Origin of the sequence: Curtobacterium sp. DN_7.5 (genome assembly GCF_022655355.1) — a bacterium.
Classification (GTDB): Bacteria; Actinomycetota; Actinomycetes; order Actinomycetales; family Microbacteriaceae; genus Curtobacterium; species Curtobacterium luteum.
Map to the genome: position 1 here is coordinate 1,501,938 of NZ_CP093378.1, position 13,897 is coordinate 1,515,834.

The 13,897-nt window shown below is 70.9% G+C and carries 14 protein-coding genes and 1 tRNA gene; 7 read left to right on the forward strand and 8 right to left on the reverse strand.

All coding sequences use genetic code 11. The features are described 5' to 3' along the window. Positions 1-9: 9 nt before the first annotated feature. Together MON03_RS06980 and MON03_RS06985 are read right to left on the reverse strand one after the other, a co-directional pair. The gene (locus MON03_RS06980; RefSeq protein WP_175327817.1) at positions 10-1,413 is read right to left on the reverse strand and encodes an arsenic transporter; all 1,404 of its coding nucleotides are present in this window, start codon (positions 1,411-1,413) and stop codon (positions 10-12) included. Next, on the reverse strand, positions 1,413-2,846 hold the full coding sequence (locus MON03_RS06985; protein WP_242091246.1) for an FAD-dependent oxidoreductase: 1,434 nt from the start codon (positions 2,844-2,846) through the stop codon (positions 1,413-1,415). The genes MON03_RS06980 and MON03_RS06985 overlap by 1 nt, the downstream gene beginning before the upstream one ends. A 66-nt stretch (positions 2,847-2,912) precedes the next feature. Between MON03_RS06985 and MON03_RS06990 the strand changes: the two genes are divergently transcribed. From MON03_RS06990 to MON03_RS07000, 3 genes are read left to right on the forward strand one after another with little or no spacing between them, the layout of a single operon-like run. Continuing rightward, on the forward strand, positions 2,913-3,275 hold the full coding sequence (locus MON03_RS06990; protein WP_175327819.1) for an ArsR/SmtB family transcription factor: 363 nt from the start codon (positions 2,913-2,915) through the stop codon (positions 3,273-3,275). 40 nt (positions 3,276-3,315) lie between these two features. Then, a complete protein-coding gene (locus tag MON03_RS06995; protein WP_242091247.1) occupies positions 3,316-4,386 on the forward strand; it encodes a DUF4238 domain-containing protein in 1,071 nt (356 codons plus the stop codon). After that, on the forward strand, positions 4,383-4,730 hold the full coding sequence (locus tag MON03_RS07000; RefSeq protein WP_148286173.1) for a hypothetical protein: 348 nt from the start codon (positions 4,383-4,385) through the stop codon (positions 4,728-4,730). Before MON03_RS06995 ends, MON03_RS07000 begins: the two co-directional genes overlap by 4 nt. 132 nt (positions 4,731-4,862) lie before the next feature. Here the strand turns inward: MON03_RS07000 and MON03_RS07005 are convergent, their stop codons facing one another. Both MON03_RS07005 and MON03_RS07010 read right to left on the reverse strand, forming a co-directional pair. Further along, positions 4,863-5,768, reverse strand: coding sequence for a PHP domain-containing protein (locus tag MON03_RS07005; protein WP_242091248.1), 906 nt, complete (start codon positions 5,766-5,768; stop codon positions 4,863-4,865). A 103-nt stretch (positions 5,769-5,871) separates the two neighbouring features. After that, positions 5,872-7,428, reverse strand: coding sequence for a hypothetical protein (locus tag MON03_RS07010; RefSeq protein ID WP_242091249.1), 1,557 nt, complete (start codon positions 7,426-7,428; stop codon positions 5,872-5,874). Positions 7,429-7,636: 208 nt separating this feature from the next. Here MON03_RS07010 and MON03_RS07015 point away from each other — a divergent pair. Both MON03_RS07015 and MON03_RS07020 read left to right on the forward strand, forming a co-directional pair. Next, positions 7,637-7,709, forward strand: a tRNA-Val gene (locus MON03_RS07015). 76 nt (positions 7,710-7,785) lie between these two features. Further along, positions 7,786-8,721, forward strand: a complete 936-nt coding sequence (locus MON03_RS07020) for a DMT family transporter (RefSeq protein ID WP_242091250.1) — start codon at positions 7,786-7,788, stop codon at positions 8,719-8,721. A gap of 146 nt (positions 8,722-8,867) precedes the next feature. Here the strand turns inward: MON03_RS07020 and MON03_RS07025 are convergent, their stop codons facing one another. The 3 genes from MON03_RS07025 to MON03_RS07035 form a co-directional block, all read right to left on the reverse strand. After that, on the reverse strand, positions 8,868-9,992 hold the full coding sequence (locus tag MON03_RS07025) for an AI-2E family transporter (RefSeq protein ID WP_022903878.1): 1,125 nt from the start codon (positions 9,990-9,992) through the stop codon (positions 8,868-8,870). A 207-nt stretch (positions 9,993-10,199) separates the two neighbouring features. Continuing rightward, positions 10,200-11,105: an SDR family oxidoreductase gene (locus MON03_RS07030; RefSeq protein ID WP_022903879.1), complete on the reverse strand. Its 906-nt coding sequence runs from the start codon at positions 11,103-11,105 to the stop codon at positions 10,200-10,202. Next, complete coding sequence (locus MON03_RS07035) at positions 11,102-12,325, reverse strand: alcohol dehydrogenase catalytic domain-containing protein (protein WP_242091251.1); 1,224 nt, start codon at positions 12,323-12,325, stop codon at positions 11,102-11,104. Before MON03_RS07035 ends, MON03_RS07030 begins: the two co-directional genes overlap by 4 nt. Positions 12,326-12,449: 124 nt before the next feature. Between MON03_RS07035 and MON03_RS07040 the strand changes: the two genes are divergently transcribed. Continuing rightward, on the forward strand, positions 12,450-12,785 hold the full coding sequence (locus tag MON03_RS07040; protein ID WP_242091252.1) for a DUF3140 domain-containing protein: 336 nt from the start codon (positions 12,450-12,452) through the stop codon (positions 12,783-12,785). 44 nt (positions 12,786-12,829) lie between these two features. Next, positions 12,830-13,084, forward strand: coding sequence for a DUF7218 family protein (locus tag MON03_RS07045; protein ID WP_022903882.1), 255 nt, complete (start codon positions 12,830-12,832; stop codon positions 13,082-13,084). Between the two features lie 9 nt (positions 13,085-13,093). On the opposite strand, the gene MON03_RS07050 is transcribed toward MON03_RS07045, so the two are convergent. Further along, on the reverse strand, positions 13,094-13,873 hold the full coding sequence (locus MON03_RS07050; RefSeq protein ID WP_204620513.1) for a polyprenol monophosphomannose synthase: 780 nt from the start codon (positions 13,871-13,873) through the stop codon (positions 13,094-13,096). Positions 13,874-13,897 lie beyond the last annotated feature (24 nt).

Here is a 13,897-nt window from a genome sequence, read left to right on the forward strand (position 1 = left end):
TTCGGGCGGTCATCGGATGAGGGTGAGCCAGCCGGCGAGGGCTGTCAGGGTGACGGCGAGGACGGGGACGGTCAGCACGATGCCGGTGCGGAAGTACTGCCCCCAGCCGATGTGGATGCCCTTCCGATCGAGCACGTGCAACCACAGCAGCGTCGCCAGCGACCCGATCGGGGTGATCTTCGGCCCGAGGTCGGAACCGATGACGTTGGCGTAGATCATCACCTCATGGGTCAGCCCGGTCGCACCGGCTCCGCCGATCGCGAGGGCGGCGATGAGGACGGTCGGCATGTTGTTCATCAGCGACGCGAGGATCGCGATCACGAACCCGACCCCGAGCGCGGTGACGAGGACCCCGTGGTCCCCGAACACATCGAACAGCTTCGCGAGGTAGTCGGTGAGGCCCTGGTTCTGCAGCCCGTAGACGACGAGGTACATGCCGATCGAGAACAGCACGATCTGCCACGGCGCCTCCCGGATCGTCTTCCACACCGGAATCACCCGCCCCGACCCGCCACCGGTGCCACTACTGCCAGCGGTGACGGCGGCGGTGCCGCCGGTCGTGACGAGGACCGGGGACGCAGCCTGGCGGGCGAAGAGGAACGCGGGTTGCCGGGCGGCAACGAGAACGATCACGACCGCGCCGACACCCGCGACCGCGGCGAGGGGCACCCCGACGGGGTCGGCGGCGAAGTAGCCGACCAGCAGCACGGCGAGGACCACCCAGCCGGCTCGGAATGTCGCCCGGTCCTTCACCGCGGCGGCCGGACGGGTGAGAGCGAGGACGTCGTACCACTTCGGGATGCTCCTACCGAAGTACGCCAGCAGCATCCCGAGAGACGCCAGCACGGACACGATGCCGACGGGCACCATGACGGCGGCGTACTCGGCGAACCCGAGGCCGAAGTAGTCGGCGGAGACGATGTTGACCAGGTTCGACACCACCAGCGGCAGGCTGCCGGTGTCGGCGATGAACCCGGTGGCGAGGATGAACCCCAGCGCCGCCTTCGCCGGCATGTTCAACGCGCGGAGCATCCCGACGACGATCGGAGTGAGGATCAGCGCGGCCCCGTCGTTGGCGAACACGGCCGCGATGACCGCGCCGAGGCCGACGATCAGCACGAACAGCAGCCGACCGTTCCCGCGACCCCACCGGGCCACGTGGAGCGCTGCCCACTCGAAGAAGCCGGCCTCGTCGAGGATCAACGAGATCAGCACCACCGCGACGAACGTCAGCGTCGCGTTCCACACGATCCCGACCACCGTCGGCACGTCCCCGAGCCCGACGACCGTGGTCGCGAGGGCGACGACCGCGCCGATGAGGGCGGTGTAGCCGATCGGGAAGCCCTTGGGCTGCCAGATCACCACCACGAGCGTCGCGACGAAGATCGCCGCGGCGACGACCGCCAGCACCATCAGACGCCCACCCCGGCCTGGTTCGCTGCCGCGGCGGCGCGCTCCCAGCCCTGCGCGGCGACCTGCACGGCATCCCACGGGGACCCGAGCGGCGGCGTGTAGGACAGGTCCAGGTCGATGACGTCGTCGACCGACAGGCCGGCGTGCAGGGCGGTGGCGAACGTGTCGATGCGCTTGCTGATCTCCGCAGACCGCTCCCCGACGATCTGCGCCCCGAGGAGCCGCCCGGACGGCTGGTCGGCGGTGACACTGATCGTCAACGGCACCGCACCCGGGTAGTACCGCTTGTGGTCATCCGCGACCGTCACCCGGGTCAACGGGGACACGTCCAGCGGTGCTGTTTCGTGGTGGCGGAGGCCGGTGCGGGCGGCGACCAGGTCGAACACCTTCACCACCTGCGTCCCCACCGAACCGGCGAAGGTCCGGGACCCACCGAGCATGTTCTCCCCGGCGACACGGCCCTGCTTGTGCGCCGTCGTCCCGAGGGGGAGCCACGTCGTGCCGAGGAGCCGGTGATGCGTCACGACGCAGTCACCAGCCGCCCACACGTGCGGCACCCCGGTACGCATCTGCTCGTCGACGACGATCGCGCCGGCCCGCCCGAGCTGCGCGCCTGCCGCAGCCGCGAGGTCCGTCACGGGCCGTACGCCGACGCAGACCACCACGAGCGCGAACGTGCCCTCCGCATCCCCGGCAGCCGTCGTCGTCGCCACCCGCCACTGCCCAGCTCCGGCCGGGGTGATGCCGGTGACCGTCGCCCCGGTCAGCACGGTTGCACCATGTCGGCGGACCTCCGCGGTGACGAGGGAACCGAGTTCCGGGTCGAGGGTGGAGAGCACTTCCTGTCCGCGCTGGATCAGCGTCGTGTCGAAGCCGCGGGCGACAAGGCCTTCGGTCATCTCGAGGCCGATGTAGCCGGCGCCGACGACCGCGACACGGCTGCCGGCAGGCAGAAGGTCCAGGGCGGCAACGAGATGCTCCGCGTCGGTCATCGAGTGCAGCAGGTGAATGCCCGGCTCACCGAACGGGATCCCAGCCGGACGGACCGGCTCCGCGCCAGTCCCGATCAGCAGCTCGTCGTAGGCGATCTGCTCCTCACCAGCCGGGCCGGTGACAGAGAGCAGCTGGCGGTCGACGTCGACGGCGGAGGCCCATGTCGAGGAGCGGACCGTCATCCCGACGGCTTCCAGGTCAGCGCGGGTGCGGTGCGCGAGAGACGCCTCCGCGGTAACGTCGCCCGAGACCCAGTACGGGATGCCGCAGATGGAGAAGTTCGGGAACTCGTCGGCGAGAACCACCGTCACGTCGGTCGACGGGTCCAGCTCACGGGCGCGCAGCGCCGCGGCGATACCGGCGTCACTGCCCCCAACGGCAACAAGGTGAGTCATCGGAGTCGGTCCTCTGCAGGTCGATCGGAAGTCGAACAGGAACATCGAAGCACGTCGATATAGATGAACGCAAATATAGACGCGTGTCGAAGTCCGTGGGATGATGATGCGATGACGACGATCGAGCTGCTTCCCATCCAGGACGTCACTGCGTGCTGCTCGCCCGTCACAACCGAAGCGATGACGCAGGAGTCCGCCGAGGTCCTCGCGAAGTCGTTGAAAGCGATCGCAGACCCCGCTCGCCTGCGACTGATCTCGATGGTGGCCGCGCATGACGGCGCCGAAGCCTGTGTCTGTGACCTGCAGGAACCGCTCGGGCTGTCCCAGCCGACCGTGTCGCATCATCTCAAGGTGCTCGTCGATGCCGGCATCCTGCACCGCGAGAAGCGGGGCACCTGGGCCTACTTCTCCCTCGTCCCCGGCGCCCTCGAATCGGTCGGTGCGCTCATCGGGGGAGTCTCGACCGTTCGGTAGAGCGACGTAGCGTGTCGGCCGGTTCGTTCATGCTGAGCTCATGACTGACGGAGGTCGGCAAACGTCTCGACGGCATCACACCGTGCCGAGGTTCTACCTGCGCGGCTTCGCGGACGGTGACACGCTCCTGACGGTCCCGCTGCCCGGGGAACGGCGGTACAAGCAGTCCGTGAACAGTGCTGCCGTTGAGACCGACTTCTACGCCCTGCCGGGGCATGACGATGGCGATGACGTCCTCGAGCGGGCGCTTGCGGAAGTCGAGGCCCCGACGGCTGCGATCATCGCGCAGATCGCGTCAGGCGTGTGGCCGCTCCCATCGGCGGACCGTCAGACGCTCGCCTTCTTCATCGCGTTGCAAAGCACTCGCACACAGACGCAGCGCCGCACCGTGGATTCACTCGAAGCACAGCTGGCGCGTCTGCAAATCGGTGTCGGCGGACGCGAGCTCTTCAAGCAGCAGCTCCAACGAGCGGACCCGCAAGTCACGAACGACACCGTCGATCGGATGTGGGCCGAAGCGATACGCCCCGAAGGGCCGCCCTTGCAGGTGAGCAGCATCGAGTTCGCCGACCAGATGCTCTCCAGCGCGACCCAGATCCTCCCGTGCATCCTCGGACGTCCGTGGACGCTCGTCCGGTTCGATCGCAGATCGCTCGTGACCTCTGATCATCCCGTGTCCCTCGTCACGCCAGCCGATGCGTCCCCCTGGGAAGGTGTCGGCTACGCCACTGCAGCAGGCATCATCATGCCGCTGACGCGCAAGCTCGGCCTGGTGATGGGGGACCCGATGGTCTTCGCCGAGCACATCTCGGTCGATCGCGTGGCAGCTGGCGAGCTCGACATGACACTCCCGCTCGGGAGCACTCAGATGGAGCGCTTCTTCAACGAACGCACCGTGGGATTCGCGAGCAAATGGCTCTTCCTCCATCCGAAGGACGAGCGATTCCTTCCCGAGGGCCTGCCCGAGCCGAACCCGACTCGGATGGAGATGGGGAGCCAGGCCTGGGAGTTCAACGGGGAGCCCTGGGGCCGTGCGAGCGCGGGTGGTCGTGACGACTCAGTTCCCGCTCGGTCTATCATTCGAACACACGTTCGATTGGAGATGCCATGAGTCGACGCCGCGCCGACCGCTGGCCGAGCAGCGAACTCCGCACAGGCGAATACCGCACAGTGCCGGCAGATGTCTCGCGGGCTGCGGTCAACGAGTTCCTGACCCGTCCGTACCCGGTGAGCCTCACGCGCGAGGAGATCGGCCCGGATGCACCCGTCCCGGTCTCGGACGGGGACACCGTCGACGTCTGGCTGCGGTTCGTCGAGGTGCGCGTGCAGGAGCGGGCGGTCGTCGTCGCGTACACGGACCGGGCGGTGCAGGTGGAGGTCATCCGGCGGGACGGATCGCGGTACCGGGTGTGGGTGTGGCAGGGCGCGGTGACGATGCCGGGTCGGGAGCGTTGACGATGGACGACAGCGCCTGGGCGATCCACAGGAGACCGAACGAACGGTTCATGGTCAGGTGCGCGAGGGCTGCGTGGGGAGGAGCGGTCCTCGAGCTCGCTCCGCGACGCCGCGTTCCCCGTGAGCCCCGGATCACCGCGTCCAGAACTCCTCGGGCCTACGCCCCGCCCGGAACCCGAACGACTCGAGCATCGCCGTCGCCTCGGGGAACCCCGTGGCGAGGGCGTCCGCGGTGTGCGCATCGCTCCCGAACGTGACCGCCCGGCCGCCTTCCTCCGCCCACCACTGCGGGACCCACGACCAGAGCCGTCGGGTGTTCATCTCGAGGGCCCGACCGGACGAGGCGATCGCGCGCATCCCCGCGCGGAACCCCTCCTCGAACTCGCGGGGGTCGAACGGGCCGGCGGTGGCGCTCGGCCAGGAACGGACGGCGTAGTCGATGTGGGTGAAGACCGCGAAGGAGTCCGAGCCGGCGACCATGCGCGGGATCTCGGCGAGGTACGCCCACATGACGTCGGCAGGCGGCCGGTACCGGTAGAGCGTCGACGGTTCGGTCCGGGCCCCGGCATCGTGTGCGGCACCTCGAGCAGCGCCGTCCGCGCCCGATCCTGCACCCGCGTCACCCTCTTCGAACGGCAGCATGTGCAGCGACCCGTTGACCCGGTCGACCCGGCGGACGACGTCGGCCGCCGCGGCGTCCCACAGGTGCGGTTGCCCGAACTCGACGCCGGTCAGGATCGTGAGCTCCGGGAAGTCGTACCGACAGCGGTCGATGGCGGCGAGGTACCCGTCGAGGTCGAGCGGCGGCAACCGCACCCGGCCGTCCACACCCACCAGGCTGCGGGCGTGCGATCCGAGGTCCTCCGGCCCGGCGACCCAGTGGTCCTCGAGGTCGAGGTGCTCGGTGAACACGAGGGCCGGCAGTCCGATGCGCACCGCCCGCTCGCAGGTCCGCCGCATCGAGCCGACGGACGACGGGTCCGATCCGGCGTCCCATGAGAACTCGCTGTGCACGTGCGCGTCGGCGGGCAGCGTCATGGAACCGACCCTGCCACCGGGCAGCACCGGCGGCAAGGCCGGTCACGACACCGGAGCGCCGCAGAACACCGGTGACGCCGGGACCGCGGATGCGGCTGTCTCGTCAGCGCCGGCGGCGGACGCCTCCGCGCACGGCGGTGATCGCGGCGCCGCCGAGGAGCAGGCCTGCTGCCCAGGGCAGGAGGCCCAGCGCGTCCGAACCGGTGTAGGCGAGCTCGGTGCGGGTCGTCGTCGGGACGGTCCGTACGGTCGTGACCGCGGTGGGTCGCACGGCGACGGTGAACGCCGTGGCGAAGTCCTGCGCCGACACCGTCAGTCGGTGGGTCGACGCCTGCGGGAACGTCACGTCGGCCCGGCCGGTCCACTCCTCGTCCGGCGCGATGACGTCCGAGGCGTGGTCGGAGGTCACGGTCACCGGCGTGGGCGTCCAGTCGTCGGCGTGCACGGCGTTGCCGAACCGGTCGACGAGGTCGCCGCCGACGAGGAGGGTGCCGCCCTGGTCGATCGTCGGCTGGCCGCCCTCGAAACCGGACCCGAACGTGATGTAGCCGTCGCCGTCACGGGTCGTCTCGTTCTGGAACGTCCACACGGTGCCGTCGCGCTCGATGACCCAGCTGGTCGAGTGTGCGGTGAGGACGGTGGACCGGTCCTCGGCGGTGACCTCGATGCCGAGCGGTGCCCCAGGGATGGTCGTGAGGTGGACGTACTGCGACACGCTCGTGTTGCCGTCGGTCGCGACGATCCGGAAGGCGTACGTCCCGGCGTAGTCCGAGGTGCCGGACAGGATGCCGGTCGTGTGGTCGAGGGTGATCCCGTACGGCAGGAAGGACGAGTCGTCGCCGTCGGACTCCTCGGGCGACGCGTCGGCGTCCCAGTACTGCACGGAGTACGTCGGAGCAGGGAACCCGGTGGTGGCGAACGCGTGGCGGAACCGTTCGCCGGCGCCGGTGGTCAGCGTGACCGGGTCGTCCGGGGTCGACTGGTCGTCGAACGCGGGCGGCGCCGTCACCCGGGTGGTGCTCGCCGACCGTGGGTCGTCGGTGAGGGAGGCGACGGTGACCGTGATGACCTGGCCCGCGTCCGCGCGGGTCGGCGTGTAGGAGTCTCCTTCGGCCGCGAGGGTGGTGTCCCCGGCGCGCCAGGAGTACGTGACGGGGCCGGTGAACCCCGTCGCACGCGCGGTCAGCGTGGCGCCGACCGTCGGCGCGCCGTCGATCGTCACGGCGGTCGCGTCGGCGGTGGGGGACGCGGTGTCGGACGGGTCCGGGGACGACGAGGCCGCGGGTGTGGTCGGGTCCGAGGTCGCGGGAGTGCCGGCCGCGGTCCCGGCATCCGCAGGCGTCGCTGCATCCGAGCCGGCGGCACCCGAGCCGGCGGCACCCGTGCCGGCAGCACCCGAGTCGGCGGCGCCCGAGCCAGCGGCGCCGGTGTCGCTCGCCGCTCCTGCGTCTGCCGCTGCCCCGCCGGAGCTCCCCGTGTCCGCGGCAGCCGGGTCCGCCTGCTGCCCGACCACCGCGACGTCCGCGTCAGTCCCGGAGGTCGTGTCTGCGGCGACTGCGGCAGCGGGGCCCGCCACCCCGAGCAGGCCACCGAGCGTGATGACGGCGACGAGTGTCCCCGCCGTGCAGGCGCGACGACGGTTCGGAGTGCGGTTCGGCAACGGGATTCCCCCTCGGTCATCGGACACCAGGCGTTGCTGTCCGTTCGCGAAGCATAGGGGTCCTCGGGGCTCCGGTCCGTGCCACACGTTCGAGGGGGGAGTCGAGAAAGCCCTGGTCAGCGAGACGCACCGCCCCGATCACTGAACGACTCTTCAGATGGAGTGTCGAACGAAGGGTCCGCGGCGGCCCCCTAGGATGGTCGAACAGGGGCTCTTAGCTCAGTTGGTAGAGCGCTTCGTTTACACCGAAGATGTCGGCGGTTCGAGTCCGTCAGGGCCCACCCCGCGGGGACCGCTCCGCAGAGCCAGAGCCAGAGACAGAGCCAGAGCCCACCCCAGCGAGCGGAGGTGCGACCGGTGCGCACCACCCCGTCGCCCCGGACCGGCCTGGTCGCCGTCGTCGTCACCGCGGTCCTCTGGGGCACCACCGGCACCGCCGCCGCGACCGCCGCGGTCGGCCCGCTCGCCATCGGTGCGGCCGCACTGGGGATCGGCGGACTCCTCCAGGCCGCCGTCGCCGTCGGGCCGCTCCAGAGGGCGCGGCCGGTGCTCCGCCGCCACCTCGGTCTGGTCCTGATGGGCGGCATCGCGGTCGCGGTGTACCCGCTCGCGTTCTACAGCTCCATGCACACCGCGGGCGTCGCGATCGGTTCCGTGGTCTCGCTCGCGTCCGCCCCGCTGGCGTCGGGCGTGCTCGAACGCGTGGTCGACCGCCGACCACTCGGACGTGCGTGGGTGGCCGCCGCGGCGCTCGGGGTCCTCGGCAGCACCGTGCTCTGCCTGTCCGGCGTCGACAGCGGGCAGGCCCCGACCGACGCGCCCGCCGGCACCGACATCGGGTCGGGCGGCACGGTCCTCGGGATCCTCCTCGGACTCGTCGCCGGCGTCACGTACGCGGTGTACTCGTGGGCGGCCCACCGGCTGATGGTCGTCGGCGCGGGCCGTGCGGCGTCGATGGGGGCGGTCTTCGGCACGGGTGGCGTCCTGCTGCTGCCGGTCCTGGTCCTGACGGGCGGCGCGTTCCTGACCTCGTGGACGAACGTGCTGGCGGGACTGTACCTGGCGCTCGTCCCGATGTTCCTCGGCTACCTGCTCTTCGGCATCGGCCTCGCGACGATCCGCCCGAGCACAGCCACGACGGTGACGCTCCTCGAACCGGCGGTCGCGACGGTCCTCGCGGTGCTCGTCGTGGGGGAGCGGCTCACCGCCCCCGGATGGGCGGGACTCGCGTGCATCGGGGTCGCGCTGGTGCTCCTGGTGGTCGCGCCCGTCGCGCGGCCGGCGCGGTCCTGACCAGGGCGGCCACGGCCTGGAGGCGCGGTGCGCGTCCGACGTGCACCGCGCCTCCCGGCTGCTGGTCGCGATGACGGGCGGTCGCCGCCGTCGGAGCGGCGCCCTGCGCGAGGTCGCGGACCCGGATCCCCGTGGTCCCGCTGCGTTCAGCCGACGGGCACGTCCTCGCGGCGCTTCTGCCGCCACGGCTCCGCAGGCTGGTCGGGCCCGTTCCACACCTGCACGACGCCCCACACCGCGGCGAGGAGCGGCACCGAGATGATCGCGCCGAACACGCCACCGAGGACGGTCCCGGCGGTGAGGCCGACGAGGATGACCAGCCCGTGCAGGCTCAGGGTCTTGCCCATCAGCACCGGCTGGAGCAGGTTGCCCTCGACCTGGTTCACCAGCACGACGATGCCGACGACGACGACCGCCTGCACCGGCCCGACGGACACCAGGGTGACGAGCGCGGCGAGGGTGCCGGCGATGGGCGCGCCGATCATCGGGATGAACGAGGTGACGAACGCGACGACCGCCAGCGGGATCGTCAGCGGCACCCCGAGGACCGCCAGACCGGTGCCGATGGCGAGCGCGTCGAACGCGGCGATCGCGGCGGTCCCGCGGACGTAGCCGCCGAGTGTCTGCACGACGCGGTCCCCGACGCGACGAGCGCGGGCGTACTGCGCGCCGGTGAAGGGTCGGAGCAGGAACTCCCAGAGTGCCGGACCGTCCTTGAGGAAGAAGAACAGGATCACCGCCATCAGCACGGCCCCGGTCACGAAGTTCGTCACGGCGGAGATGCCGGCGATGGCACCGGAGCCGAACTGCGGGCTCGTCACGAAGGACACCACGCCGTCGACCGCGTCGTCGATCTGGCCGTCCGTGACGTGCACCGGGAGGTCGTGCAGCACGTCCTGCAGCTGCTGCAGGCCGTCGACCGCGGAGGACTGGAGGCTCGACCACTGGTTCGCGACCGCCGCGATGAGCAGCCACGTGACGCCGGCCATCACGGCCAGCACGGCGAGGAAGCACGCGATCGTCGCGAGGGCCGAGGGCACCCCGTGCCGGCGGAGCCACGACACCAGCGGGTACAGCGCCGACGCCACGATGAGCGCGAGCAGCACCGGGATCGACACGAGGCTCAGGCGCACCGTCGCGAGGACCACCACGGCCGCCACGACGAGGACGACCGACACCTGCAGGCAGCGCACGGCCAGCCGCCCGAAGCCGTCGGACCACACCGACCCCCGGCCGTCGATCGGAGCGGGGGAGCGGTGCAGGAAGGGCATGACGTCCTCGGGGTCGTGGGCGGTGGAACGGGCCGGACCCCGTCGTCACCGCACCGACGCTACCGACGGGGCGGCGGTCGTGCTCAGCGGAGGGCGGTCGTCGGCGGCGCGCGGCGGTTCCTGAGAGGCCACGTGGCAGTCCCGGTGCACGAACGTCGAGGATCGTGCACCGGGACTGCCAGCTGCGGAATCGAGGAGCGCTCCGCGTCAGGGCGTGACCATGCCGCCGTTCACGTTGAGCGTCTCGCCGGCGACGTAGCTCGACTCCTGCGACGCGAGGAAGACGTACGCGGGCGCCAGCTCGGCCGGCTGCGCGGCCCGGCCCATGGGTGACTCGCTCGACCCGAACTCCGGCAGCGTCGACGGGTCCACCCCGCCGCTCGGCTGCAGCACCGTCCACGTCGGCCCGGGGGCGACGACGTTCACGCGGATGCCCCGCTCGACGAGCAGCTGCGACAACCCCTTCGAGAAGTTGTTGATCGCGCCCTTCGACGCGGCGTAGTCGAGGCGGTCGGGTGCGGGCTTGTACGCCTCCATGGAGGCCGTGGTCGTGATCGTCGAGCCCGGGCGCAGGTGGGGGAGTGCCGCCTTCACGAGCCGGAACAGGCCGAACACGTTGACGTCGAACGTCGCCTCGAACTGCTCGTCGGTGATGTCGAGCAGGTCCGGCTGCCACCGCTGCTTGCCGGCGACGCTGACGAGCGCGTCGAGCCCGCCGAGTCCCGCGACCGCCCGCTCGACGAGATCGTTCGCGTAGGCCCGGTCGCGGAGGTCGCCCGGGATCGCGACGGCGGTGCGTCCGGCCGCCTCGACCTGCTCGATGACGTGGTCGGCGTCCGACTGCTCGTCGGGCAGGTACGCGAGCGCGACGTCCGCGCCCTCCCGGGCGAACGCGATCGCGACGGCTGCGCCGATGCCCGAGTCCGCGCCGGTGACGAGGGCCTTCCGGCCCGCCAGCCGACCGGTCCCGCGGTAGCTCGACTCGCCGAGGTCGGGGACCGGGTCCATCTGCGACTGCAGCCCCGGTTCCTCCTGGGTCTGCGGTTCGGGGGAGACGTCGGGGTACCGGCTCCGCGGGTCGCCGAAGGCGTACTGGTCCTCGGGGGCGCTCATCGGGCCGGCTCCAGCTCGACCTTGATCCAGCCTGGCTCGCGGCGGTCGAAGGCCTCGTACGCCTCGATCGCGGAGCCGATCGGCTCGTGCTCCGTGATGAGCGCAGTCGGGTCGAACTGCCCGGCGGCGACCATGTCGATGAGCGGCGGCGTGACCGAGTGGTGGTCGCAGTTGCCCATCCGGATCGTGAGGTTCTTGTTCATGGCCTCGCCGATCGGGTACTGCTGGGCGGTCGGCCCGTAGACGCCGATGATGCCGATCCGGCCGTACTTCGCGACCGCGGCCACCGCCCACTGCGCGACCTGCGAGGGGCCGTCGCCGGGCTTCCACTGCTGCTGGTCGCCGAAGCCGTCCGGGGACGCGTCCGGGGCGACCTGCTGCGCCTCGGCGTCGAACGCCGCGGCGTCCTCGTCGGACACGGCGGCCGGCCCGTGCTTCGGACGTTCGGCGTCGACCCCGACGGCGTCGATGACGCAGTCCGCGCCGATGCCGTTCGTCAGGTCCAGGATCGTCTGCACCGGGTCCTCACGGTTGTAGTCCACGACCTCGCAGTGCTGCGCGAGCGCCGCTGCCAGACGGGTCTCCTCGCCGTCGACGACGATGACCCGTGCGGCACCCAGCTTGTACGCCGATGCCGCCGCGAACTGCCCGACGATCCCGGCACCGAAGACGACCACGACGTCACCGCGGGTGACCCCGGCGAGCTCGGCGCCGAACCAGCCGGTCGGGAAGATGTCCGACAGCAGGATCGCCTGCTCGTCGCTGACGTTCTCGGGCAGCGGGTGCATCGTGTTCCGCGCCCACGGCACCCGGACGTACTCCGCCTGGAGGCCGTTCACCGGACCGGTCGACTGCGGGCCGCCGAAGAAGCTGGTGCCCGCCTGCGGCCCGTTCGGGTTCGCGACGTCGCACTGCGCGGTCTTGCCCATCCGGCAGTACCGGCATGCGCCGCACGAGATGGTCGAGTTGATGACGACCCGGTCGCCGGGGCTGAACCCGCGCACGGCGTCTCCGACCTCGGTGACGACGCCGACGGCCTCGTGCCCCAGGATCGTGCCCTCGTCCATCGGCGCCATCGTGCCGCGGACGAAGTGCAGGTCGGTCCCGCAGATCGCGCTCCGGGTGATTCGGACGATCGCGTCCTCGGGGTGCTGGATGGTCGGTTCCGGGACCTCGTCGAGGCGGATGTCCCCGATGCCGTGCCAGACGACTGCGCGCATGTGTTCCTCTTCCGTCGTGGGTTGCGCGGACCACTCAACGCGGCACCGGCTCCGAAGACCCGGAGCGTCAGTCCGCTCGGCGCACCGGGAGCCGGTCGTCAGGCGGACCGGGTTGGGTCGGGGCATGAGCGACGACCAGAAGGAGATCCGCGACGACTTCGCGGACGCCGTGAACATGACCGCCTCGGAGCTGAAGCAGTGGCTCGACACCGGCGAGTCGAAGGAGGTCGGGCAGAAGTCCGACGGCGGCGGGGAGTCGACCGGGCACGAGAGCGGCCGGCACATCGTGCGGATCCTCGAGAAGAAGCAGGGCGACTACACCGACGACGACTACGCCCACATGAAGAAGGTCGTCGGGTACGTGGCGCGGCACTCGAAGCAGCGGCCGAAGGGCGACGTGCACGACACCAAGTGGCGGTGGTCGCTGATGAACTGGGGCAACGACCCCGAGAAGGACTGAGCCGGCTGCGAGACCCCGGCCCACCCCGGCGTAGCCTCCGGGCCATGCCGAACCAGCTGAAGAAACCGGACATGTACGAGGAACTCCGCGAGGAGGGCGCCTCGAAGGAGAAGGCCGCGCGCATCAGCAACGCCGCGGCTGCCCGAGGGACGAAGGCCGTCGGGAAGAAGGGCGGTGAGTCCGGCTCCTACGACGACTGGACCGTCGCCGACCTGCGGAAGCGCGCGAAGGAACTCGGACTCACCGGCTACTCGTCGAAGCGGAAGAGCGAGCTGATCGCCGCCCTCCGCGACCACTGACGTCGGCCGCTACGCCACGTGGGCGTTGCGGCGGACGGAGGGCAGGCGGTGGTGGTCGCGGACCAGGGACCGGGCCTCGCGCAGGCGGCGGGCGATGCCCCACTTCGTGACCAACGTCAACGACTCCCGCACGATGTTGCCGCTCATCTTCGACACCCCGTGCTCCCGCTCCGTGAACGTGATCGGCGTCTCCACCACGTGCAACCCCGCCTCCAGCGCACGCCAGCACAGGTCGACCTGGAAGCAGTACCCCTTCGACGCGATCCCGTCCAGGTCGATCCGCTCCAACGCGGTCCGGGTGAACACCCGGAACCCGCCCGTGGCGTCCCGCACCGCGATCCCGAGCGCGAGACGGGTGTACAGGTTCCCGCCGCGGGAGAGCGCCTCCCGGTACCACGGCCAGTTCTCGACCTGCCCGCCCTTGACCCACCGGGACCCCAGGACGAGGTCGTTGCTGTCGGCGAGCTCGAGCATCCACGGCAGGTACTCGGGGTGGTGGGAGCCGTCGGCGTCCATCTCCACGAGCCGGTCGTACCCGTGTTCGAGCCCCCACGCGAACCCGGCCAGGTACGCCCCGCCCAGGCCGTCCTTCACGGTGCGGTGCAGCACGTGCACCCGGTCGGTCTCGGACGCGAGCTGCTCGGCGATGTCACCGGTGCCGTCGGGCGAGTTGTCGTCCACGACCAGCACGTGCACCCCGTCGTCCGTGGCCGCGAGGGTGCGCGCCACGATCGGACGGATGTTCTCCGCCTCGTCGTACGTCGGGATGATGACCAGGGACTCGTTCATCACAGGGCTCCAGTTCGGGTCGGT

Excerpts from the sequence above, each read along its gene's own strand:
- MON03_RS06995 (WP_242091247.1), top strand. The coding sequence starts at position 3,316 with ATGACTGACGGAGGTCGGCAAACGTCTCGACGGCATCACACCGTGCCG.
- MON03_RS07000 (WP_148286173.1), top strand. The coding sequence starts at position 4,383 with ATGAGTCGACGCCGCGCCGACCGCTGGCCGAGCAGCGAACTCCGCACA.
- MON03_RS07045 (WP_022903882.1), top strand. The coding sequence starts at position 12,830 with ATGCCGAACCAGCTGAAGAAACCGGACATGTACGAGGAACTCCGCGAG.
- MON03_RS06980 (WP_175327817.1), bottom strand. The coding sequence starts at position 1,413 with ATGGTGCTGGCGGTCGTCGCCGCGGCGATCTTCGTCGCGACGCTCGTG.
- MON03_RS07005 (WP_242091248.1), bottom strand. The coding sequence starts at position 5,768 with ATGACGCTGCCCGCCGACGCGCACGTGCACAGCGAGTTCTCATGGGAC.
- MON03_RS06985 (WP_242091246.1), bottom strand. The coding sequence starts at position 2,846 with ATGTTCCTGTTCGACTTCCGATCGACCTGCAGAGGACCGACTCCGATG.
- MON03_RS07040 (WP_242091252.1), top strand. The coding sequence starts at position 12,450 with ATGAGCGACGACCAGAAGGAGATCCGCGACGACTTCGCGGACGCCGTG.
- MON03_RS07050 (WP_204620513.1), bottom strand. The coding sequence starts at position 13,873 with ATGAACGAGTCCCTGGTCATCATCCCGACGTACGACGAGGCGGAGAAC.
- MON03_RS06990 (WP_175327819.1), top strand. The coding sequence starts at position 2,913 with ATGACGACGATCGAGCTGCTTCCCATCCAGGACGTCACTGCGTGCTGC.
- MON03_RS07035 (WP_242091251.1), bottom strand. The coding sequence starts at position 12,325 with ATGCGCGCAGTCGTCTGGCACGGCATCGGGGACATCCGCCTCGACGAG.
- MON03_RS07030 (WP_022903879.1), bottom strand. The coding sequence starts at position 11,105 with ATGAGCGCCCCCGAGGACCAGTACGCCTTCGGCGACCCGCGGAGCCGG.
- MON03_RS07025 (WP_022903878.1), bottom strand. The coding sequence starts at position 9,992 with ATGCCCTTCCTGCACCGCTCCCCCGCTCCGATCGACGGCCGGGGGTCG.